General features: G+C 65.2%; 22 protein-coding genes. 21 read left to right on the top strand and 1 reads right to left on the bottom strand.

Annotated elements, in window-relative coordinates:
* Positions 1–166: 166 nt before the first annotated feature.
* From AC54AF_RS19730 to AC54AF_RS19630, 21 genes are all read left to right on the top strand, one after another.
* Positions 167–928 carry a beta-ketoacyl synthase chain length factor gene (locus tag AC54AF_RS19730; RefSeq protein ID WP_496637887.1) on the top strand — a complete coding sequence of 254 codons (762 nt, stop codon included), beginning with the start codon at positions 167–169 and terminating at the stop codon, positions 926–928.
* Positions 921–1,712 carry a lysophospholipid acyltransferase family protein gene (locus AC54AF_RS19725; protein ID WP_496637886.1) on the top strand — a complete coding sequence of 264 codons (792 nt, stop codon included), beginning with the start codon at positions 921–923 and terminating at the stop codon, positions 1,710–1,712. Before AC54AF_RS19730 ends, AC54AF_RS19725 begins: the two co-directional genes overlap by 8 nt.
* Positions 1,705–1,959 carry a phosphopantetheine-binding protein gene (locus AC54AF_RS19720; RefSeq protein WP_034750401.1) on the top strand — a complete coding sequence of 85 codons (255 nt, stop codon included), beginning with the start codon at positions 1,705–1,707 and terminating at the stop codon, positions 1,957–1,959. The genes AC54AF_RS19725 and AC54AF_RS19720 overlap by 8 nt, the downstream gene beginning before the upstream one ends.
* A 20-nt stretch (positions 1,960–1,979) precedes the next feature.
* Entirely contained in the window at positions 1,980–2,246 is a 267-nt protein-coding gene (locus AC54AF_RS19715; RefSeq protein WP_374106831.1) for an acyl carrier protein, read from the top strand.
* A gap of 3 nt (positions 2,247–2,249) precedes the next feature.
* Complete coding sequence (locus tag AC54AF_RS19710; protein WP_496637885.1) at positions 2,250–2,795, top strand: COG4648 family protein; 546 nt, start codon at positions 2,250–2,252, stop codon at positions 2,793–2,795.
* Positions 2,788–4,620 (top strand): ApeI family dehydratase, encoded by a 1,833-nt coding sequence (locus AC54AF_RS19705; protein WP_496637884.1) that lies wholly within the window; start codon positions 2,788–2,790, stop codon positions 4,618–4,620. Before AC54AF_RS19710 ends, AC54AF_RS19705 begins: the two co-directional genes overlap by 8 nt.
* Positions 4,614–5,702, top strand: coding sequence for a class I SAM-dependent methyltransferase (locus AC54AF_RS19700; protein WP_496637883.1), 1,089 nt, complete (start codon positions 4,614–4,616; stop codon positions 5,700–5,702). The genes AC54AF_RS19705 and AC54AF_RS19700 overlap by 7 nt, the downstream gene beginning before the upstream one ends.
* A complete protein-coding gene (locus tag AC54AF_RS19695) occupies positions 5,695–6,450 on the top strand; it encodes a glycosyltransferase family 2 protein (RefSeq protein WP_496637882.1) in 756 nt (251 codons plus the stop codon). Before AC54AF_RS19700 ends, AC54AF_RS19695 begins: the two co-directional genes overlap by 8 nt.
* Positions 6,447–7,418: a lysophospholipid acyltransferase family protein gene (locus AC54AF_RS19690; protein WP_496637881.1), complete on the top strand. Its 972-nt coding sequence runs from the start codon at positions 6,447–6,449 to the stop codon at positions 7,416–7,418. The genes AC54AF_RS19695 and AC54AF_RS19690 overlap by 4 nt, the downstream gene beginning before the upstream one ends.
* Positions 7,405–8,973: an HAL/PAL/TAL family ammonia-lyase gene (locus AC54AF_RS19685; RefSeq protein WP_496637880.1), complete on the top strand. Its 1,569-nt coding sequence runs from the start codon at positions 7,405–7,407 to the stop codon at positions 8,971–8,973. The genes AC54AF_RS19690 and AC54AF_RS19685 overlap by 14 nt, the downstream gene beginning before the upstream one ends.
* Entirely contained in the window at positions 8,966–9,421 is a 456-nt protein-coding gene (locus tag AC54AF_RS19680) for an acyl-CoA thioesterase (protein WP_496637879.1), read from the top strand. Before AC54AF_RS19685 ends, AC54AF_RS19680 begins: the two co-directional genes overlap by 8 nt.
* Entirely contained in the window at positions 9,418–10,029 is a 612-nt protein-coding gene (locus AC54AF_RS19675; RefSeq protein ID WP_116745174.1) for a LolA family protein, read from the top strand. Before AC54AF_RS19680 ends, AC54AF_RS19675 begins: the two co-directional genes overlap by 4 nt.
* Before the next feature lie 5 nt (positions 10,030–10,034).
* Positions 10,035–12,419, top strand: a complete 2,385-nt coding sequence (locus tag AC54AF_RS19670) for an MMPL family transporter (RefSeq protein ID WP_496637903.1) — start codon at positions 10,035–10,037, stop codon at positions 12,417–12,419.
* Entirely contained in the window at positions 12,419–12,973 is a 555-nt protein-coding gene (locus AC54AF_RS19665; RefSeq protein ID WP_496637878.1) for a DUF3261 domain-containing protein, read from the top strand. Before AC54AF_RS19670 ends, AC54AF_RS19665 begins: the two co-directional genes overlap by 1 nt.
* Positions 12,974–14,164 carry a beta-ketoacyl-ACP synthase gene (locus AC54AF_RS19660; protein ID WP_496637877.1) on the top strand — a complete coding sequence of 397 codons (1,191 nt, stop codon included), beginning with the start codon at positions 12,974–12,976 and terminating at the stop codon, positions 14,162–14,164. It begins immediately after the preceding gene.
* Positions 14,161–14,634: a hotdog family protein gene (locus tag AC54AF_RS19655; protein ID WP_496637876.1), complete on the top strand. Its 474-nt coding sequence runs from the start codon at positions 14,161–14,163 to the stop codon at positions 14,632–14,634. Before AC54AF_RS19660 ends, AC54AF_RS19655 begins: the two co-directional genes overlap by 4 nt.
* On the top strand, positions 14,627–15,352 hold the full coding sequence (fabG, locus tag AC54AF_RS19650) for a 3-oxoacyl-ACP reductase FabG (RefSeq protein ID WP_496637875.1): 726 nt from the start codon (positions 14,627–14,629) through the stop codon (positions 15,350–15,352). The genes AC54AF_RS19655 and fabG overlap by 8 nt, the downstream gene beginning before the upstream one ends.
* Complete coding sequence (locus AC54AF_RS19645) at positions 15,349–16,581, top strand: beta-ketoacyl-ACP synthase (protein WP_496637874.1); 1,233 nt, start codon at positions 15,349–15,351, stop codon at positions 16,579–16,581. The genes fabG and AC54AF_RS19645 overlap by 4 nt, the downstream gene beginning before the upstream one ends.
* Positions 16,582–16,654: 73 nt before the next feature.
* On the top strand, positions 16,655–17,104 hold the full coding sequence (locus tag AC54AF_RS19640; RefSeq protein WP_496637873.1) for an excinuclease ATPase subunit: 450 nt from the start codon (positions 16,655–16,657) through the stop codon (positions 17,102–17,104).
* A 91-nt stretch (positions 17,105–17,195) separates the two neighbouring features.
* Entirely contained in the window at positions 17,196–17,792 is a 597-nt protein-coding gene (locus AC54AF_RS19635; RefSeq protein ID WP_496637872.1) for a hypothetical protein, read from the top strand.
* 132 nt (positions 17,793–17,924) lie between these two features.
* Positions 17,925–18,548 (top strand): 4'-phosphopantetheinyl transferase family protein, encoded by a 624-nt coding sequence (locus AC54AF_RS19630; RefSeq protein WP_496637871.1) that lies wholly within the window; start codon positions 17,925–17,927, stop codon positions 18,546–18,548.
* On the opposite strand, the gene AC54AF_RS19625 is transcribed toward AC54AF_RS19630, so the two are convergent.
* Positions 18,545–19,330, bottom strand: a complete 786-nt coding sequence (locus AC54AF_RS19625) for a DUF2145 domain-containing protein (RefSeq protein ID WP_496637870.1) — start codon at positions 19,328–19,330, stop codon at positions 18,545–18,547. The two genes, AC54AF_RS19630 and AC54AF_RS19625, sit on opposite strands and share 4 nt — an antisense overlap.
* Between the last annotated feature and the right edge of the window lie 4 nt (positions 19,331–19,334).

Raw genomic sequence — 19,334 nt, 5'->3', positions numbered from 1 at the left:
CCCATTCTTTAAAGACGGGTTTGTATTCATATTTAAAAAGTTGCCTCACGGCCATTTATTTTAGTTATTTTTACTTCCATCGTTTATAATTTGAAAAGAACGCCGGCGAGGCTTTTTGCGCAGTTTTGACGTGAGTTCGCCCTTTTTTGAACTCAGGAAAATGCATATGCGCACCGATGGTGTCCGTTTTTCAATTGTCAGACATGCCGCATGGGCGCCAGGCCTGGAAACGCCGCAGCAATGGCACGCGTGGGCGCAAAGCGACTTTCCCATCGCGCCGATTGCCGCTGCCGGCGAGCCGGGCGTGCGTGCGATGGCACCGATGCTGCGCCGCCGCGCCGGTCAGCTGGGCAAGATGGCGCTCGAAGTGGCGTACGCCTGCCTCGGCGACCAGCGCGATATTCCGCTCGTCTTTTGTTCCCGCCACGGCGAGGTGGCGCGCGCCGTCGAACTGTTGTCGGCGCTGGCCCAGGGCGAACCCCTATCGCCGACGGCGTTCGGCATGGCCGTGCACAATGCCAGCGCAGGCCTGTTTTCCATCGCCCGCGCCGATACGGCGAATCAACTGGCCGTCGCCGCCGGTGCGGCTAGCCTCGAGGCCGCAGTGATCGAGGCGTGTGGCTTGCTGGCCGATGGTGCGGAACAGGTACTGCTGGTGCTGGCGGAGTGTCCCTTGCCAGTGCCATTCGAAGCCTTTGAAGACTGTCATGAGCAATCGCATGCGTTTGCCTGGCTGCTGCAGGCCGAGGCTGGCCCGGGAACCGTTTTCAGCCTGACGTGGTGCGCCCGCGGCAGTGATGATGCGTTGGCAGTTGCCGCCAGCGCCATGCCGGGCAGTCTGGCCGTGTTGCGATTCATGCTCGGTGAGGCCTGCACGTTCGAGCATGCGGCCAACCGCCAGACATGGTTCTGGAGCCGGCATGCATAGGCTGGCGGCTGTCCGCACCGGCATATCGATAGGCTGGCGCACCATCGCGACCGCGCTCAGTTTTGCCGCCTTCGGCCTCGGTGGCTTGCTGTTGCGTGTGCTGGTGTTCCCTGTGCTGCAGGTGCTGGTGTGGCGGCGCGAGACGCGCATTGCCTGCGCGCGCGCCGTCATCCGCTGGAGTTTTCGCTTGTATATCGGCCTGATGCGTTTTCTCGGCGTGTTGCGCTATGACTTGCGCGGTCTCGACAAGCTGGAGCGCGGCGGCTTGCTGATCCTGGCCAATCATCCGACCCTGATCGACACGATTTTCCTGATGGCGTATGTCAAGCAGGCCGATTGCATCGTCAAGTCCGATTTGTGGAATAACCCGTTTACGGGCGGTCCCGTGCGCGCGGCAGGTTATATCAATAACACGGGCGGCGCCGCACTGGTGGACGCCTGCCTGGCATCGCTGGAGCGCGGCAATAACCTGATCATTTTCCCGGAAGGCACGCGCACGCCGCGCAGTGGCGAAGTAGTCCTGAAGCGGGGCGCGGCCAATATCGCCGTGCGCGGCCGCCGCGACGTGACGCCCGTGCTGATACGTTGCCTGCCCAGGACCCTGGGCAAGGGTGAACCATGGTGGCGCGTGCCGGCTTGCCGTGCGCATTTCGAGATCGCCGTGCAGGACGACCTGGCGATCGGCGAGTTTACCGGAGGTGGCGCCAGCGACGTGATGGCGGCGCGTACCTTGACTACTCATTTGCAACATTACTTTAGCGGGAAACAGGAACAACATGCTTGAACAAGAAGTGAAAGAACTGATCATCGAGGCGCTGCAACTGGAAGACGTGAGTGCTGCCGATATCGATACGGATGCGCCTCTGTTTGTCGAGGGCCTGGGACTCGATTCGATCGATGCGCTGGAACTGGGCGTCGCCTTGCAAAAAAAATACGGCATTTCCCTGTCGGCCGATTCGGCCGATACGCGCCGCCACTTTGCCTCGGTACGGGCGCTGGCGGCGATGGTTGACACTCACAGAAAGAAGTAAGGAGCAGCAAAATGGTAGATATGAGCGCAATGAGCCGCGATGAACTGTATGCATGGGTGGTGCAGCTGCTGGCCGAAATGTTCGAGCTTGATCCGGCGGCGCTGACGCCTCAGTCGAATCTGTACGCCGAACTCGACATCGACAGCATCGACGCGGTCGACCTGGCGGTCAAGCTGAAGCAGCTGACGGGCAAGCGCCTGCAGCCGGAAGTATTCAAGACCATCCGTACGATCGACGATGTGGTCGAGGCGCTGCGTGCGATGTCGGTGTCGGAACAGGCGGCATAACGCGTGCTGCTCAATGCCGTCGCGTTGCTGCTGACCGTACTGTATCCGCTGGCGATCTGGCTCGGTCACGGCCAGCTCGAGCCGCGCTGGCTGGCGCTGCTGCTGTTGCTGGCCGTGGCATGCCGCATGCCCGCGCTGAAGCTGCAGCGCGCCGCGCGCTGGTCGGTGGCTGCCGCGCTGCTGCTCGTCGCCATCGCCCTGTGGAGCAATCTGCTGCTGCCGCTGAAACTGTATCCGGTACTCGTCAACGCCGTCTTGCTGGCCACCTTCGGCTACAGCCTGTGGGCGCCACCGTCGGTGGTGGAACGCCTGGCGCGTCTGCGCGAGAAGGATTTCCCACCTGCGGCCGTGCGCTATACGCGCCGCGTGACGCAGGTCTGGTGCGGCTTTTTCATCGTCAATGGCGGTATCGCGCTGGGCACTGCGCTGTGGGCCAGCGAGGCTGTCTGGTCGCTGTATACGGGCGTCATCGCCTATATCCTGATGGCCCTGTTATTTGGTGGCGAGTATCTCGTCCGCCTGCGTTTTAAACGTTTGCACCATGCCTGAATCTTTCTTGCCGGAAGTACCCGTATCTGCAGCATATCCGCCGATTTCCTCTCTGGCGCGCCTTGCGCTGTCCATGCATGACCGTCCGCCAGCCACGCCGGCCGGCTGGCGCGATGGCGAGGTGCTCGATTACACCCACTTTGCCGCGCGCATGTCCGCCTGGGCCGGCTTGCTGGAGCGCCAGGCAGGCCGCCATTTCGCCTTGTACCTGGATGACAGCATCGAGTTTGGCGCCGCCTTGCTGGGCGCCTGGCAGGTGGGCAAGACCATCTGGCTGACGGCCGATACGCTGCCGGCCAGCTGCGCCTCGCTGGCTGCGTCCGTGGACGGTTTCCTGGGGCAGTTCCCGGCCGCGCATGCGCCGCTGCCTCTGCCTGCCGACAGCCTGGCCGAGCGCGCATGGACCGTGCTCGCTGACGATTTTCCGGCGCTGGTGGTGCATACCTCCGGCAGCACGGGCGCGGCGCAAGCCGTGCCGAAAAAAATCTCGCAGCTGGCCAGCGAGATAGCCACGCTGGAGCAGCTGTTTGGCGGACACGCCGATGGCGCAGCCGTCGTCGCCACCGTCACGCACCAGCATATCTACGGCTTGCTGTTCAAGGTCTTGTGGCCGCTGGCCGCCGGGCGTGCCGTGCATGCGCACAGCGTGGATTACCCGGAACAGCTGGCCGCCTTGCTGGCGCGCGGTCCGTGCGTGCTGGCCGCCAGTCCCGCGCACCTGAAGCGTTTGCCGGAACACATCGACTGGTCCGGCGCACGCGCGCAGCTGCGCGCCGTGTTTTCCTCGGGTGGGCCGCTGGCCCTGGACAGTGCGCTGGCGGCGGGCAAGCTGCTTGGCCGCGTGCCGCGCGAAATCTATGGCAGCTCGGAGACGGGCGGCGTGGCCTGGCGCCAGCGCGTGCCAGAGTGTCCTGACGACGAGAGCTGGCAAGGCTTTCCCGGCGTGGACTGGCGCCTGCTGGACGACGGCGCGCTGGAAGTGCGTTCGGCGCATCTGGCCGATGATGGCTGGCTATGTTTGGCCGACCGCGCGCGGCAAACGGCGCCAGGACGCTTCCAGTTGCTGGGGCGTAGCGACCGCATCGTGAAGATCGAAGAAAAACGCATTTCCCTCAATGCCATCGAAGCGGCATTGCTGGCCACGCCGCTGGTGCAGGACGCGCGCGTCCTGTTGTGCGATGCGCCGGCTGGCGAGCGTCAGAAAGTGGCCGCCTTTATCGTCTGCAGCGCTGCCGGCCGCGCGCTGCTCGACGCCGAAGGCAAGCTGGCCCTGAACCGCCAGCTGCAAACGGCGCTGGGCGGCCAGGTCGACCCCGTTGCCTTGCCGCGCCGCTGGCGCTACCTGGAACAACTGCCCATCAATGCGCAGGGCAAGACGACGCAGGCGCTGTTGCTGGCATTGCTGGAGAAACCCCGCTTGCCGTTTGCGCAGTTGATCGAGCGTGCGGCCGAAGGCGAAACGCCACGGCTGCTGTTCGAACTGTACGTACCCGCGAATCTGTTCTATTTCGATGGCCATTTTACGGGCGCCCCCCTGCTGCCAGGCGTGGTGCAAGTGGAGTGGGCGCTGCACTTTGCGCGCCAGCACCTGGCGCTGCCCGCGCAGTTCCGCGCCATGCATGCCCTGAAATTCCAGCAGCCGGTGCTGCCGGACCGGCCCGTGCGGCTGGCGCTGGAGTATGACGCGCTCAAGGCCAGTTTGCAGTTTCGTTATCTGTCGGACGCCGGCCAGCATGCCAGCGGCCGCATCCTGTTCCACCCGAATGCCGCTGCCGTTCCCGGTAGCGGCGCCGATACACCCATTCCAGCAACGAGCGCATGTTAGATAAAAAATTCTCACCCGAACGCCAGACCGCCTTTGCCGCCCGTTTCGAGGCACAAAAAATCGCTTTCGGTCCCGTCGTCTTTCAATGCGTGCGGTATGCCTGGAAGCGCGGCATGCTGCAGGCGCTGGCCGACACGGGCCACAGCGGCCTGACGATTTCCGACATGTCCGCCAGCGGCCGCTGGACCGAGTATGCGCTGAAGGTGGCGCTCGAATCGTGCCTGTCGGCCGGCGTCGTTTCGCTGCGCGACGGTGCGTATGTGCTCGACAAGATAGGTTTTTGCATGCTGACGGACAGCATCACCCAGGTCAACCTGGACTTCATGCATGACGTCTGCTACCAGGGCTTGTTTGACCTGGACCGTTCGCTTGACGCCGAGCAGCCATTGGGACTGGCCGCGCTGGGCGATTGGCCCACCCTGTACCAGGGTCTGTCGGCGCTGTCGGAACCGGCCAAGGGCAGCTGGTTCGCCTTCGACCACCACTATTCGGACACCTCGTTCCCCGAGATTTTCCCGGACGTCTTCGCCACGGCACCGCGCCGCATCATGGATATCGGCGCCAATACGGGCAAGTTCGCCAGTGCGGCGCTGGCCTACCATGCGGGCGTGGAACTGCACCTGGTCGACCTGGAGCGCCAGCTGGCGGTGGCCGACCGCACATTGACTGATGCTGGCGTGCGCGAACGGGCCCATTTGCACGCCTGCGACCTGCTCGACGACGCGGCGGCGCTGCCGGCCGGCATGGACCTGATCTGGATGAGCCAATTCCTCAGCTGCTTTTCCGAGCCGGCCATCGCCAGCATCCTGCGCCGCGTGGCGCTGGCGCTGGGGCCGAACGGGCAGGTGCTGATCATGGATACCTTCTGGGACCGCCAGCAGTACGATATCGCTGCCTACTGCCTGATCAACACTTCGCCGTACTTCACGGCCATGGCCAGCGGTAACAGCAAGATTTACCAGAGCGCCGACTATATCCGCCTGGCGCAAGCCGCCGGCCTGGAGTTGCTGACCACGCGCGACGGCATCGGCTATTGCCATTCGCTGCTGCGCTTTGGCCGTGCCGGAGCCCGCAGTGACTGAAGTGCGTTTTCACCCTTGCATCGTGATCCCCGTGTTCAACCATGAACACGCGATCGGCGCCGTGGTGCAGCGCCTGCTGCCGCATGGCGTGCCGCTGATCCTCGTCGACGACGGCAGCGCCGGTCCCGGCGCGCGCACCCTCGATGAGCTGGCCGCCGCGCACCCGTCGCGCGTGACCTTGCTGCGCCATGCGCACAACCAGGGCAAGGGCGGGGCGGTGCTGACCGGCTGCCGCCACGCGCATGCGCACGGCTACAGCCATGCGCTGCAGGTCGATGCCGACGGCCAGCACGAAACGGACGATGTGCCGCGCTTCCTGGCGCAGGCGCAAGCCACGCCGGCGGCCGTGGTGATCGGCTATCCCGTGTACGACGCGTCGGTACCGAAGGTGCGCTACTATGGCCGCTATGCGACACACGTCTGGGTATGGATCAATACCCTGTCGCTGCAGATTCGCGATTCCATGTGCGGTTTTCGCGTCTATCCGCTGGCGTCGCTGACGGCGCTGGCCCAGCGGGGCGTGCTGGGACAGCGCATGAATTTCGATACCGATGTGCTGGTGCGCCTGTACTGGGATGGTTTGTCGATGGAAAATCTGCCCACGCGCGTGGGTTACCCCAGCGACGGCGTCTCGCATTTTCAGCTGTGGCGTGACAACGTGCTCATTTCGCGCATGCACGCGCGCCTGTTTTTCGGCATGCTGTGGCGCGCACCGCGCCTGCTGGCCCGCCACTGGCGCGCGCGATGACGGCTACGCCGCAGCCGCCGCGCGGACATTGGTCCGGCTTCAATGAAGTCAGCTTCGTGGCCGGCATGCGCCTGCTGTTCTGGATCTGCCGCGTCTTCGGCCGCTGGCCTTTTCGCATCGTGCTGTACCCGGTGCTGGCGTGGTACGTGCTGACGAAGCCGCGTGCGCGCCGCGTGTCGCGCAACTACCTGCGTCGCGTCGCGGCCTGCGGCGGCCCCGCAAACCTGAGCGTGCTGCGGCACTTCGCCACGTTTGCCGAAACAATCCTCGACAAGATGCTGCTATGGGGCGGGCTGTACGACACGCGCAGCGTGAGCCTGCACGGCGTCGATGGCGACGATGGCGTCAACCGCTGCCTGGACGAGGGGCGTGGCGCCTTGCTGATCTGCGCCCACCTGGGCAACCTGGAGTTGTGTCGCGTGCTTTCGCAGCGCAATGCGCGCCTGAAGCTGACGGTGCTCGTGCACACGCGCCATGCGCAGGCGTTCAACCGCATGCTGGAGCGCCTCAATCCCGACAGCCAGCTCAATCTGATGCAGGTGACGGAAATCACGCCTGCCACGGCCATGCTGCTGGCGGAAAAGGTGGCGCAAGGCGAGTTCGTGGTGATCGCTGGCGATCGCGTTCCCGTCTCGCCGCAGCCGCGCGTGGCCGTGGCGCCGTTCCTGGGCCAGCCGGCCGCCTTTCCGATCGGCCCGTATGTGCTGGCCAGCGTGCTGCAATGCCCGGTGTATCTGCTGTTTTCCATGCGCATCGGCCAGCGCTCCGAAATACACTTCGAACTGTTCCGCGAGTCGTTGCATTTGCCACGCAAGTCGCGCGAGCCGATGCTGGCCGAACTGGCGGGCGCCTATGCGGCGCGCCTGCAGTACCACTGCCTGCGCGCGCCGCTCGAATGGTTCAACTTCTACGATTTTTGGCAACTCCCCGATACTTCAAGACTGGATACTCCCGATGCATCTCGCTGACCTGAAAAACACCCGGCGCGCCGTCCGCTTCGACCGCGAACGCCTGCGCATCGAAGACATTACCGACATCGCGCATGGCCGGGCCAGCGCCGAACTGTCCAGCGACCCCGTTTTTCTGGCGGTGATCGCGCGCGGCGCCGATTTCCTCGACCGCCTGCTGCGCGAGGACGGCACCATCTATGGCGTGACCACGGGCTACGGCGATTCGTGCACGGTGACCGTGCCGCCGGAACTGGTGGCCGAACTGCCGCACCACCTGTACACCTATCACGGCTGCGGCCTGGGTGAATTCTTCACGCCGGCGCAGACGCGCGCCATCATGGCCGCGCGCCTGGCGTCGCTCTCCAAGGGCTTTTCCGGCGTCAGCGTGGAACTGCTGGCGCAGATCGCGCGCCTGCTCGATGCGGGCCTGCTGCCGTTGATCCCGTCGGAAGGTTCGGTCGGCGCCAGCGGCGACCTGACGCCGCTGTCCTACCTGGCGGCGGTGCTGTGCGGCGAACGCGAAGTCTGGCGCGACGGGGTACAGGTGCCGGCGCAACAGGCGCTGCGCGAAGCGGGCATCACGCCGCTGCGCCTGCGTCCGAAGGAAGGCCTGGCGATCATGAACGGCACGGCCGTCATGACGGCGCTGGCCTGCCTGGCGTATGAACGCGCCGAGTATCTGACGCGCCTGACGACCCGCATCACGGCCATGGCCTCGTTTGCGCTCGATGGCAACGCGCACCACTTCGATGAAACCCTGTTCTCCGTCAAGCCCCATCCCGGCATGCAGCAAGTGGCAGCCTGGCTGCGTGCCGATCTGCCCACCGATTCCTGGGAACGCAATGGCAAGCGGCTGCAGGATCGCTATTCGATCCGCTGCGCGCCGCACGTGATCGGCGTGCTGGCCGACGCCTTGCCGTGGCTGCGTTCATCGATCGAGAATGAACTCAATAGCGCCAACGACAATCCCATCATCGACGCCGAAGGCGAGCGCGTGCTGCATGGCGGGCATTTCTACGGCGGCCATATCGCCTTCGCCATGGACAGCATGAAGAATACGGTGGCCAACCTGGCCGACTTGCTGGACCGCCAGATGGCCTTGCTGGTCGACAGCCGCTACAACCAGGGCTTGCCGGCCAACCTGTCGGGCGCCACCGGCCCGCGCGCGGCCATCAACCACGGCCTGAAGGCATTGCAGATCAGCGCCTCCGCCTGGACGGCTGAAGCGCTGAAGCTGACCATGCCAGCTTCGGTGTTTTCACGCTCGACCGAATGCCACAACCAGGACAAGGTCAGCATGGGCACCATCGCCGCGCGCGACTGCCTGCGCGTATTGGAACTGTGCGAGCAGGTGGCCGCAGCCCTGCTCATTACCGTGCGCCAGGGCGTCTGGCTGCGTTGCAAGGTCAATCCCGACGTGCCGCCGCAAGCGGCGCTGGCGGCGATGATGGCGGCGCTGGCCGCCGATATCGCGCCCGTCGAGGAAGACCGCCGGCTCGACCCGGAACTGCGCGTGCTGCTCGAACGCATGCGCGCACAAGCCTGGCCGCTGTACGGAGCCGGGAATGATTGAGACGCATAAAGTGCGCGGCAAGAAAGCCACGCCGAGCCGCTGGCACGCCGAAGTGGAGATGCAGGTGCAGTTCTTCGACCTGGACCCGATGGAGATCGTCTGGCATGGCCGCTACGTGAAATACCTCGAAGTGGTGCGCTGCGCGCTGCTCGACAGCATCGGCTACAACTACGTCGACATGAAAGCGTCCGGCTATGCCTGGCCCGTGATCGACATGCACTTGCGCTACGTGGCGCCGGCCACCTTTGGCCAGCGCCTGACCTTGCGCGCCGACCTGGTGGAATGGGAAGACCGCTTGAAGATCGAGTACCTGGTCAGCGACAGCGCGACGGGCAAGCGCCTGAACCGCGCCAGCACGACGCAGGTGGCCGTCGATATCGCCAGCGGCGAGATGTGCTTTGCCTCGCCGCCCATCTTGTTTGAAAAATTGGGATTGAAGGCCGTATGAAAAAACAATTCAAAGTCCTGCTGGCGGGCCTGTGCCTGCTGGCGATGGCGCCGCTGCACGCGGCCGCACCGGTGGCGAAGATCGAGGCCATGCTGGCCAAGCCGCAGCAGCTGTGCGGCCGTTTCGACCAGAGCAAGCAGCTGGCGGGCATGAAGAAGGCGCTGGCCTCGAATGGCCGCTTTTGCGTGGTGGCCGGCAAAGGCGTCTTGTGGCGCACCTTGCAGCCGTTTCCGAATACCTTGCGCCTGACGCGCGACGAGATCGTGCATTTTCAGGGCGAGCGCGTGGCCATGCGCCTCGACGCGAAGACGGAGCCGGTGGTCAAGATGATCAACAGCGTGCTGTTTTCGCTGCTGGCCGGCGACCTGGCGCAACTCGATACACTGTTTGAAGTGGACGGCAGCATCGACGGCGGCACCTGGCAAGTGGCGCTGAAGGCGCGCCAGCCGGCGCTGGCCAAGGCCATCGGCAGCATCCGCCTCGATGGCGGCGCCTTCGTGAAAAACATCAGCATCAGCGAGGCCAGCGGCGACCGCACCAGCATCGTGTTCTCGGCGATTGAAACGGGACCGTCCGCCATCACGGCACAAGAGGCGGCCCTGTTTTGACTTCCCTGACGAACCGAGGCCGCAATGCCGGGCGCCTGCTCGCCATCGCCTGGGCGCTGGTGGTGGCGCTGCTGCTGGCGCATAACGCTTATCTGTGGCTGGGCAAGCGCATCGCGCCGGAAACGGACATTCTCGCCTTGCTGCCGGTGCAGGAGCGCGACCCGGTGCTGCAGGCGTCGTTTACGCACATGGTCGACGCGGCGCAGCAGCGCGTGGTGGTGCTGGTCGGCGCTGCCGAATGGAGCGATGCGAAGCGCGCGGCGGACGCCTACGGCGCCGTGCTGGCGCGCCATGCGGGCCTGTTCCAGTCCACCCCGCTCGACGAGCAGACGCAGAACGACTGGCTGGCGCTGTTCCAGCAGCATCGACTGACCTTGCTGACGGCGCAGCAGGAAACGCAGCTGCGCCAGGAGACGCCACAGTTCTGGCGCGATTCGGCGCTCAGTCAGCTCTACAGCCCCTTCGGCGGACCGAAGCTGGGCGCCTGGCAGGACGATCCGTTTGGCCTGTTTGGCGGCTGGGTGCAGGAGCGCGCGCAGGAAACGCCCGTGCGACCGCGCGACGGCCATCTGTTCGTCGCCGGCGGCGAGCGCCAGTATGTGCTGCTGCCGATGACCTTGAGCCTGCCGGCCTTTTCGCTGGGCGCGCAGGAAAGCGTGTTGCCCGCGCTGGCGCAAGCCGAAGCGGCGGCGCGGCAGGCCGTGCCCGGCGTGGAAATCATCAGCGCCGGCGTGATCCTGCATGCGGCGGCGGCCAGCAGCCAGGCGGCGGGCGAAATGTCGACCATCGGCCTGGGCTCCCTGGCCGGCATCATCCTGCTGACGTGGTTCACCTTCCGCTCGTTCAAGCCGATCTCGCTGATCCTGCTGTCGATCGGCATCGGCTGTCTGGGTTCCCTGTCCGTGTGCTGGCTGCTGTTTGGCAAAATACACCTGATGACATTGGTCTTTGGCGCCAGTCTGATCGGCGTGGCGCAGGATTACGGCATTTATTTTCTATGCAACCGCCTGGGCGCCGATCCGGCGCTCGATTCGCGCACCTTGCTGCGCCGTCTGCTGCCGGGCCTGTGCCTGACCTTGCTGGCCGCCGTCATCGGCTACATGGGCCTGGCGCTGACGCCATTCCCCGGCTTGCGCCACATGGCTGTGTTTTCCGCCCTGGGCCTGGTGTTTGCCTGGCTGACGGTGGTGTGCTGGTTCCCCGCGCTGATTGGTGGCGGCACCTTGAAGAGCGGCGCCCTGGTCGCGCGCTACGGCGCGGCGCGCGCGCGCTGGCCGCTGCTGCGGGCCAACCGCGCCACCCTCGTTGGCGGCGTGCTGTTTGCCCTGTTTGCGCTTTTCGGCATCAACCGCCTGGGCGTCAACGACGATATCCGCTTGCTGCAAACGCCGCCCGCGCACCTGCTACGCGACCAGATCAAATTGAGCAAATTGCTCGATGGGCCCACGCCGGTGCAGTTCTACCTGGTGCGCGGCGACAGCGCGGAAAGCGTGCTGCAGCGCGAGGAAGCGTTGAAGCAGCGCCTGCTGCCGCTGATCGCGCAAAAGCACATCAGCGGCTACCAGGCCATGTCGAACTGGGTGCCGTCGCTGCAAACGCAGGCGGCGCGCCGGGCCTTGCTCGACACGGCCATCCTGCACCCGGGCGCCGCGCTCGACTTGCTGGCGCAGTCGGTCGATGAAGGTCCCGAGTGGGCCGGCAAGGTACGCGCGCAGTTGGCGCAAGCCGGTGCGCCGCTGTCGATCGATGCCTTCCTGAAGGTGCCGGCCAGCGAACCATGGCGCCATCTGTGGCTGGGCAAGGTGGAAGGCGGCTATGCCTCCATCGTCGCCTTGCGCGGCATGCAGTATGCGGCCATTCCCCTGCTGGCGCAGGCGGCCGAGGGCATGCCAGGCGTGCAGTGGGTCGACAAGGTGAGTGAAATTTCATCGGTGCTGGGCCGCTACCGCGTCTATATGGGCGCCGTGGTGCTGGGCGCCTACCTGGTGGTCTTCGGCTTGCTGCTGCCACGCTACCGGCGCCGCACCTGGCGCGTACTGGCACCCACGGCGCTGGCCAGCGTGGCGGCCCTGGCCTTGCTGGGCTATTTGAACCTGCCGCTGCAGCTGTTCCACGTGCTGGCGCTGATGCTGCTGCTGGGCGTGGGCGTCGATTACGGCATCTTCATGCAGGAGCATCCTGACCGCCGCAACGACACGCCATGGCTGGCCGTTGGCCTGTCGGCGGCGAATACCATTCTGTCTTTCGGCTTGCTGGCGCTGAGCAAGACGGCCGCCTTGCAGGCATTCGGCCTGACCATGCTGATCGGCACGGCGCTGGTATGGCTGCTGTCGCCGTGCTTTGCCGAAGCCGATCCTCGTAGCGCGGCCGATGCCGCAGGAGAAATCTGATGTTTTTGCACTGTCAACGATGGGCGCCGGCACTGCTGCTGGCACTGGCCGGCTGCGCCAGCGTGCCGCCTTCGGCACCCGCGCGCCTGGGCCTGAAACTGGCGCCGCAGGCGCTGGGCGCCACGGTCAGCGTGCAGCAGCACCTGGTCGTCGAACGGGCGGGCCGCATCGACGAACTCGATGCGGCGCTGGAAGTGGAGCCATCGCATCTCGACCTGGTGGGACTGGCATTTGGCCAGCGCGTGCTGTCGCTGCATTACGACGGCAAGGAGATGACCTCCTGGCGCCACCTGATGCTGCCGGCGCAGGTGCGCGCCGAGGACGTGCTGGAAGACATGCAGCTGACCCTGTGGCCGCGCGAGGCGATCGCGCAAGCCCTGCCGGCCGGCTGGCGCATCGAGGACAGCGGCTTGCGCCGCACCCTGTTCCTGCATGACGAGGCGGTGACGGTGATCGACTACAGCGGCATGCCGCGCTGGAGCGGCACGGTGGTGCTCGACAACCTGCGCTACCGCTATCGCCTGACGATACAGAACGCCCCGGAAGGAAGCTGAATGACTGGCTTGACTGTGTACCTGAATGACTGCGGCATCGTCTGCGCGCTGGGCGCCGGCCGCGAAGAAGTGCGCGCGCGCCTGTTCGCCGCGCACAGCGGCGTGGTGCCCGTTGACACCTACACGCCGGGACGCCTGCTGCCGCTGGGCGTGGTCGATGCGGCCTTGCCATCGGTGGCGCGGCACGGCATCGCCGCGCGCAGCCGCAACAACCGGATGGCGCTGGCGGCGCTGGCGCAGATCCGCCCCGCCGTGGAGCAGGCCATCGCCCGCTACGGCGCGGACCGCGTCGCCGTGGTGATCGGCACGAGTACGTCGGGCATCGCCGAGACGGAAGGCGCGATCGGGCAGCATGTGGCGGGCGACGGCTTGCCGGATGCTTTTCACTATGGCCAGCAGGAGATGGCGTCGCCGGCATTGATGCTGGCCGGGGAACTGGGCATTGACGGCCCGGCCTTGGTGCATTCGAGCGCCTGTTCGTCGAGCGCCAAGGCGATGGCCAGCGCGGCGCGCCTGATCCGCATGGGCCTGTGCGACGCCGTGCTGGCGGGCGGCGTCGATACCCTGTGCGGCTTTACCGTGGCAGGCTTTTCCGCGCTGGCGTCTGTCAGCGCACGGCGCTGCAATCCGTTCGGCGCGAACCGCGACGGCATCAATATCGGCGAGGGCGCGGCCCTGTTCCTGATGACGGCGCAGCCGGCTTGCGTGGCCTTGCGCGGCTGGGGCGAATCGTCCGACGGCCACCATATGTCGGCGCCCGATCCCGCAGGCGGCGGCGCGCGGCTGGCCATCGCCCAGGCACTGGCGCGCGCGGGCATCGCGGCGTCGCAAGTCGACTATGTGAACCTGCACGGCACGGCCACGCCGCAAAACGATGCGATGGAAGCGCGCGTGGTGTCCGACCTGTTCGGCAGCACGGCGATGAGCAGTTCCACCAAGCCGCTGACAGGCCATGCGCTGGGCGCGGCGGCCGCCATCGAGGCCGCGCTGTGCTGGCTGGCGATGCAGGACGATAACGCCGAAGGGCTGCTGCCGCCGCACCTGTGGGATGGCGTGCCCGATGCGTCCCTGCCGCCGCTGCGCCTGGCCTTGCCCGGCGCGCGGCTGGGGCGCCCGCTCGACTGGGCGCTGAGCAACTCGTTTGCCTTCGGCGGCTCGAACGCCGCCTTGCTGTTCGGGAGGGGAGCATGAGTTTTCCAGGTATCGGCGAGCTGGTGCCCCATTCCGGTGCCATGGTACTGCTCGACCGGGTGTTGTCGGCCGATGCGGAAAACCTGTGCGCCGAAGTGACCATCCATGCCGGCAGCGTGTTTTATGACGCGTCGTCGGCAGGTGTGGGCAGCTGGGTCGGCATCGAATACATGGCGCAGGCGATCGCCGCGCATGCGGGCTACCTGGCGCGGCTGGCCCGCGCGCCCGTGAAGATCGGGTTTTTGCTGGGGGCGCGGCGCTACGAAGCGCAGCTGCCCCTGTTTGTGGATGGCAGCGTGCTGCAGGTACATGTGCAGCAGGCCTTGCAGGGCGAGAATGGACTGGGCGCGTTCGAATGCCGTATCGAGATAGCGGGCGCCGTGCTGGCGCAGGCGACGATTACGGTATTCCAGCCCGAGGATGCAAAGCAATTTTTGCAGGAGAGTATGAATGGAGCGCAGCATGAGTAAAAGTGTATTGGTGACGGGGTCGTCGCGCGGCATCGGCAAGGCCATCGCCTTGCGACTGGCGCGCGACGGGTTTGACGTGGTGCTGCATTGCCGCAGCGCGCGCGGCGAAGCCGACGCGGTGGCGCAGCAGGTGCGGGCGCTGGGACGCGCGGCGCGCGTGCTGCAGTTCGATATCGGCGACCGTGCCGCGGCAGCTTGCGTACTGGAAGCGGACATCGCAGAACATGGCTGCTATTACGGCGTCGTGTGCAACGCCGGCGTGGCGCGCGACAATGCGTTTCCGGCCATGTCGGGTGAGGACTGGGACATCGTCCTGCAGACCAACCTCGATGGTTTCTACAATGTGCTGAATCCTCTGGTGATGCCGATGGTACAGCGCCGCAAACCGGGACGCATCGTCACCATGGCGTCTGTCTCTGGCCTGATCGGCAACCGGGGGCAAGTCAATTACAGCGCGGCCAAGGCCGGCATCATCGGCGCCACCAAGGCGCTGGCGCTGGAACTGGCCAAGCGCGCCATCACCGTGAACTGCGTGGCGCCGGGCCTGATCGAGACGGACATGATCAGCGAGGTGCCGCTCGACGAAGCGCTGAAGATGATCCCCGCGCGCCGGGTTGGCACGCCGGACGAGGTGGCCGCCGCCGTCAGTTTCCTCGTCGGCGAGGAGGCAGGCTACATTACGCGCCAGGTCATCTCCGTCAATGGAGGCATGGCTTGAGCCGCCGGGTAGTCGTGACCGGCATGGCCGGCATTACCCCGATCGGCAATGACTGGCCGGCCATTCGCCAGCGCCTGGGCGAGTACCGCAACGCCGTCGTGCGCATGAACGAATGGGCCGATTACGAAGGCTTGAATACGCAACTGGGCGCGCCGGCCGCGCCGTTCGCGCTGACGGAGCGCTACAACCGCAAGGCCGTGCGCAGCATGGGACGCATCGCGCTGATGGCCACGCGCGCCAGCGAACTGGCGCTGGAACACGCGGGCCTGGCCGGGCACCCCGTGGTGAAAAGCGGGCAGATGGGTATTTCCTTCGGTTCGTCCGCCGGCACGCCCAGCGCCATCGGCGACTTTGGCCGCATGATGGAAGAGCGCACCACCAAGGGCATCAACGCCACCACCTACATCAAGATGATGGCGCATACGGCGCCCGTGAATATCGGCGTGTTTTTTGGCGTTACGGGAAGGGTCATCACCACCTCGAGCGCCTGCACCTCGGGCAGCCAGGGTATCGGCTATGCCTACGAGGCGATCGCCGGCGGCAAGCAGCTGGCGATGATCGCCGGCGGCGCCGAGGAGCTGTGCGCCACCGAGGCGGCCGTCTTCGACACCCTGTTCGCCACCAGCACGCGCAACGACGCGGGCCACACGACACCGCGTCCTTTCGACGCCAGCCGCGACGGCCTGGTGATCGGCGAGGGCGCCGGTTGCCTGATCCTGGAAGAGTTCGAACACGCGCAGGCGCGCGGCGCCACCATCCATGCGGAACTGGTGGGCTTCGGCACCAACAGCGATGGCTGCCACGTGACCCAGCCGAACGCCGCCACCATGCGCCAGGCGATGTTGCTGGCGCTGGCCGACGCGGGCTTGCAGCCGTCCGATATCGGCTACATCAATGCGCATGGCACCGGCACGCAGCAGGGCGATATCGCCGAGTCGCAAGCCACGTTCGAGGTGTTTGGCAACAGCACCCCCATCAGCTCGCTGAAAAGCTACATGGGCCACACCCTGGGTGCCTGCGGCGCGCTGGAAGCATGGATCAGCATCGAGATGATGCGCGAAGGCTGGTTTGCCCCCACCATCAACTTGCAGCAGGTCGACGCGCAATGCGCGCCGCTCGATTACATCACCGGCGAAGGCCGGGCCATCGAATGCGAGTACGTAATGTCGAACAATTTTGCCTTTGGCGGCATCAACACGTCGCTGATTTTCAAGCGTTACCGGCCGTGAAGCACGCTTGTGCTGGCGCAAACGGCGGAGGCGCTTCTTTTTGTACCATCTCTATCTTATCGAGGAAAACAGCATGAAAAAAATGATGATCCTGGCGGCAATGAGTGCAGCGCTGACAGTTGTCTTGCCGGCACAGGCAGGCGATACCAAACACATGATGCCGATCACCAATGCGATGTCCGCCAACGATGCACAGGCCCGTCTTGGCGATACCGTCAAATTCTATTTTGGCGACCAGGCAACGCCCCCGATTGCCACGCGCATCAGCAGCGACAAGACCAGCCAGAAAACCAATGGTGTCGGCAAGTCGGCAGAAACCTCGTGCAACTGGGCCTTCCTGTCGGCCATGCTGGCGCTGCAAAAGCGCGCCCAATCGGTGGGCGCCGACGCTGTCGTCAATATCGTCAGCAACTACAAGAATGTCGAACATTCCAGCGCTACGGAATTCGAATGCCACGAAGGCACGATGATGACGGGCGTGGCCTTGAAGGGCGAGTTCGTAAAGTTGAAAGCAGGTAAGTAAGTAGCAGGGAAATCGTCCATATCGCTCACCGGTGCCAGCTTGCAGGAAGGCTGGCCCGTGGAAGCCATTCGAATAAAAAGAGAAAGAGAACATGCAAAAAGTATCGAAAACGGTCATCCTGGCTGGCGCATTGCTGGCGATGTCCATGCTGCAAGGCTGCGCCACGCGCGTCAAGGCTTCGTCAACAAGCAATCCGGCACCGAGCGAGGCCTTCTCGTCGTTTGGCCGCATTGAAGTCAAGCCGACGGTGTTTGCCGAGGGTTACAAGGGTAACCAGGCTGGTCTGACGAAGATTGACGAGAATATCCGCAAGGACCTGGCCGAATCGCTGACCAGCTGGAATGCCGCCCCGGCCAACGGCCGCGTGCTGATCATCGAGCCTATCGTCGAAGAGATGCAGTTCAAGAGCGGCGCCAAGCGTGTATTCCTGGGCCCATTGGCCGGCAGCTCCGGCGTGCGCATGCGCGTCAAGATCCGCGACAACAAGGGCACCCTGGTCGCGACGCCAGAATTCTTCCAGCGCGCGGACGCAATGGCGGCCGGCTTCACGTTTGGCGTGCACGATAACCTGATGCTGACCCGCATCGCCAACCTGACCAGCGCTTACATCAAGGCCAACTATGTACGTGCCGAAGGCGGCCCGACTGGCGCCGATAGTAAAGCGGTCGAAGCAGCGATGACGAACTAAGGCTGGCGCGGCGCACAAGCGCCTGCAGACCTGCTGAGAATGGCAGCGATGGGCAACCGCGCTGCCATTTTTTTGCCGCATACGTGCTGGCAATGTGTGGCAGACTGCGCCTTTGTCTATCGATTCGCTTTCATGTCCTCAGCCCTGCCCAGCACCGGCGCCAGCATTTGGCTGCTCGATTCCCGCAGCATTGATCTCGCGCAGCTGGCTCAGTATGAAACGTGGCTCGGGCCAGCGGAAACGGCCCGCTACGCGCGCTTTGCGCGGCCGCTGCGCCGGCGCCAGTTCCTGCTGGGGCGCGCCTTGCTGCGCGCGGCCATGGGGAAAATGCTGGAAGTGGCGCCGGAATCGATCGCGCTGGAAGAGCGCGCCGGCCAGGCGCCGCTGCTGCTGTCGCCTGTCGAGGGGGCGCATTTCAGCATTTCGCACAGCGGCCACTGGGTTGCCTGCGCGCTGAGCAGTACGACGCCGCTGGGACTTGATATTGAGCTGCGCGACCCGCGGCGCGACGTGCTGGCGCTGGCGCGCCAGGCGTTTGGTGCTGCTGTGCTCGCCGAGCTGCAAGGCTTGTCGGAGAATGCGCGGCTGGCCCAGTTCTACCAGCGCTGGAGCGAGGCGGAGGCGCGCTACAAGCTGGGCATGGACGCGGGCGCTTGCGTGACCTTGGCGCATGCCGAGCTGTCCATCGTGCTATGCAGCGCGGCGCCGCTGGCGCAGGCGCCCGCCTTGATAGTGCAGGGTCTGGCGGCAGACTAATTCCCCCGCACGACGATTTCCTGCGCCTTCGGTTCGCGCTGGCGCATGAAGCGCACGATGGAGTCGACGGTGACGACGTCGATCTGGCGCGTCATGCGGCGCTCGAACGGGTGATCGTCAAAGGCGATATTGGCGCGGAACATGCGTGCGCCCAGGCGCGTGGCGGCGGGTATGCTGAGCGTTTGCGGCGCGTAGCTGGCGCCGCGCAGCCAGCCTTGCGCTTCGGCGCGCGTTTCGATCTTGCCCGGCTCGTTGCTGGCGGCGGCCAGGGTTTCCAGCACCCACTGGTTCGAATTCTGGTACTTGGTGGAAAACGGGTAGGCCAGCATGTTGTAGTGCGGCTCATGCAAGCGCTTGGGCGTGTTCGACGTCAGCAGGCGCACCAGTTGCTGCTGCGTATCCTGGCCGGGAATCAGGATCAGGGTTTCATACATGAACACATCATCCATGAAGAAATTGCCGAGTCCCTCGTTGTACAGCGACGATTGCGCCGTGCCGCACTCATTGAGTTCATGCACCACCAGCCAGCGCCCTTTCGGGTGGTCGCGCCAGGCCAGCGCCATGTGCGAATAGCGCAAATGGTACTTTGACAGGTCTTGCCCGGCGCGCGCCACCAGCGCCACCTGCGCGCCCGAGCCATCGAGCGCCTGCAGGGTCTTTTGCGCCAGGTCCATCGATTTGACGAGGGTGCTGGCATCCGTTTGCTTTTCCTCGCACGAGCGCCCCGCATGGGCGGCGCCGGCCAGGGCCAGGCTGATGACAATCACGGTCAGGCGTTTCATGGGG

Source organism: Janthinobacterium sp. JF4 (assembly GCF_059617925.1).
The sequence above is the reverse complement of the archived record's forward strand: the minus strand, read 5'-3'. Positions and strand labels throughout refer to the sequence as shown.

Coding starts and splice junctions, on each gene's coding strand:
- AC54AF_RS19635 (WP_496637872.1), top strand. CDS start 17,196: ATGCAAAAAGTATCGAAAACGGTCATCCTGGCTGGCGCATTGCTGGCG.
- AC54AF_RS19665 (WP_496637878.1), top strand. CDS start 12,419: ATGTTTTTGCACTGTCAACGATGGGCGCCGGCACTGCTGCTGGCACTG.
- AC54AF_RS19685 (WP_496637880.1), top strand. CDS start 7,405: ATGCATCTCGCTGACCTGAAAAACACCCGGCGCGCCGTCCGCTTCGAC.
- AC54AF_RS19705 (WP_496637884.1), top strand. CDS start 2,788: ATGCCTGAATCTTTCTTGCCGGAAGTACCCGTATCTGCAGCATATCCG.
- AC54AF_RS19655 (WP_496637876.1), top strand. CDS start 14,161: ATGAGTTTTCCAGGTATCGGCGAGCTGGTGCCCCATTCCGGTGCCATG.
- AC54AF_RS19680 (WP_496637879.1), top strand. CDS start 8,966: ATGATTGAGACGCATAAAGTGCGCGGCAAGAAAGCCACGCCGAGCCGC.
- AC54AF_RS19675 (WP_116745174.1), top strand. CDS start 9,418: ATGAAAAAACAATTCAAAGTCCTGCTGGCGGGCCTGTGCCTGCTGGCG.
- AC54AF_RS19730 (WP_496637887.1), top strand. CDS start 167: ATGCGCACCGATGGTGTCCGTTTTTCAATTGTCAGACATGCCGCATGG.
- AC54AF_RS19625 (WP_496637870.1), bottom strand. CDS start 19,330: ATGAAACGCCTGACCGTGATTGTCATCAGCCTGGCCCTGGCCGGCGCC.
- AC54AF_RS19690 (WP_496637881.1), top strand. CDS start 6,447: ATGACGGCTACGCCGCAGCCGCCGCGCGGACATTGGTCCGGCTTCAAT.
- AC54AF_RS19660 (WP_496637877.1), top strand. CDS start 12,974: ATGACTGGCTTGACTGTGTACCTGAATGACTGCGGCATCGTCTGCGCG.
- AC54AF_RS19700 (WP_496637883.1), top strand. CDS start 4,614: ATGTTAGATAAAAAATTCTCACCCGAACGCCAGACCGCCTTTGCCGCC.
- AC54AF_RS19720 (WP_034750401.1), top strand. CDS start 1,705: ATGCTTGAACAAGAAGTGAAAGAACTGATCATCGAGGCGCTGCAACTG.
- AC54AF_RS19715 (WP_374106831.1), top strand. CDS start 1,980: ATGAGCGCAATGAGCCGCGATGAACTGTATGCATGGGTGGTGCAGCTG.
- fabG (WP_496637875.1), top strand. CDS start 14,627: ATGAGTAAAAGTGTATTGGTGACGGGGTCGTCGCGCGGCATCGGCAAG.
- AC54AF_RS19630 (WP_496637871.1), top strand. CDS start 17,925: ATGTCCTCAGCCCTGCCCAGCACCGGCGCCAGCATTTGGCTGCTCGAT.
- AC54AF_RS19725 (WP_496637886.1), top strand. CDS start 921: ATGCATAGGCTGGCGGCTGTCCGCACCGGCATATCGATAGGCTGGCGC.
- AC54AF_RS19640 (WP_496637873.1), top strand. CDS start 16,655: ATGAAAAAAATGATGATCCTGGCGGCAATGAGTGCAGCGCTGACAGTT.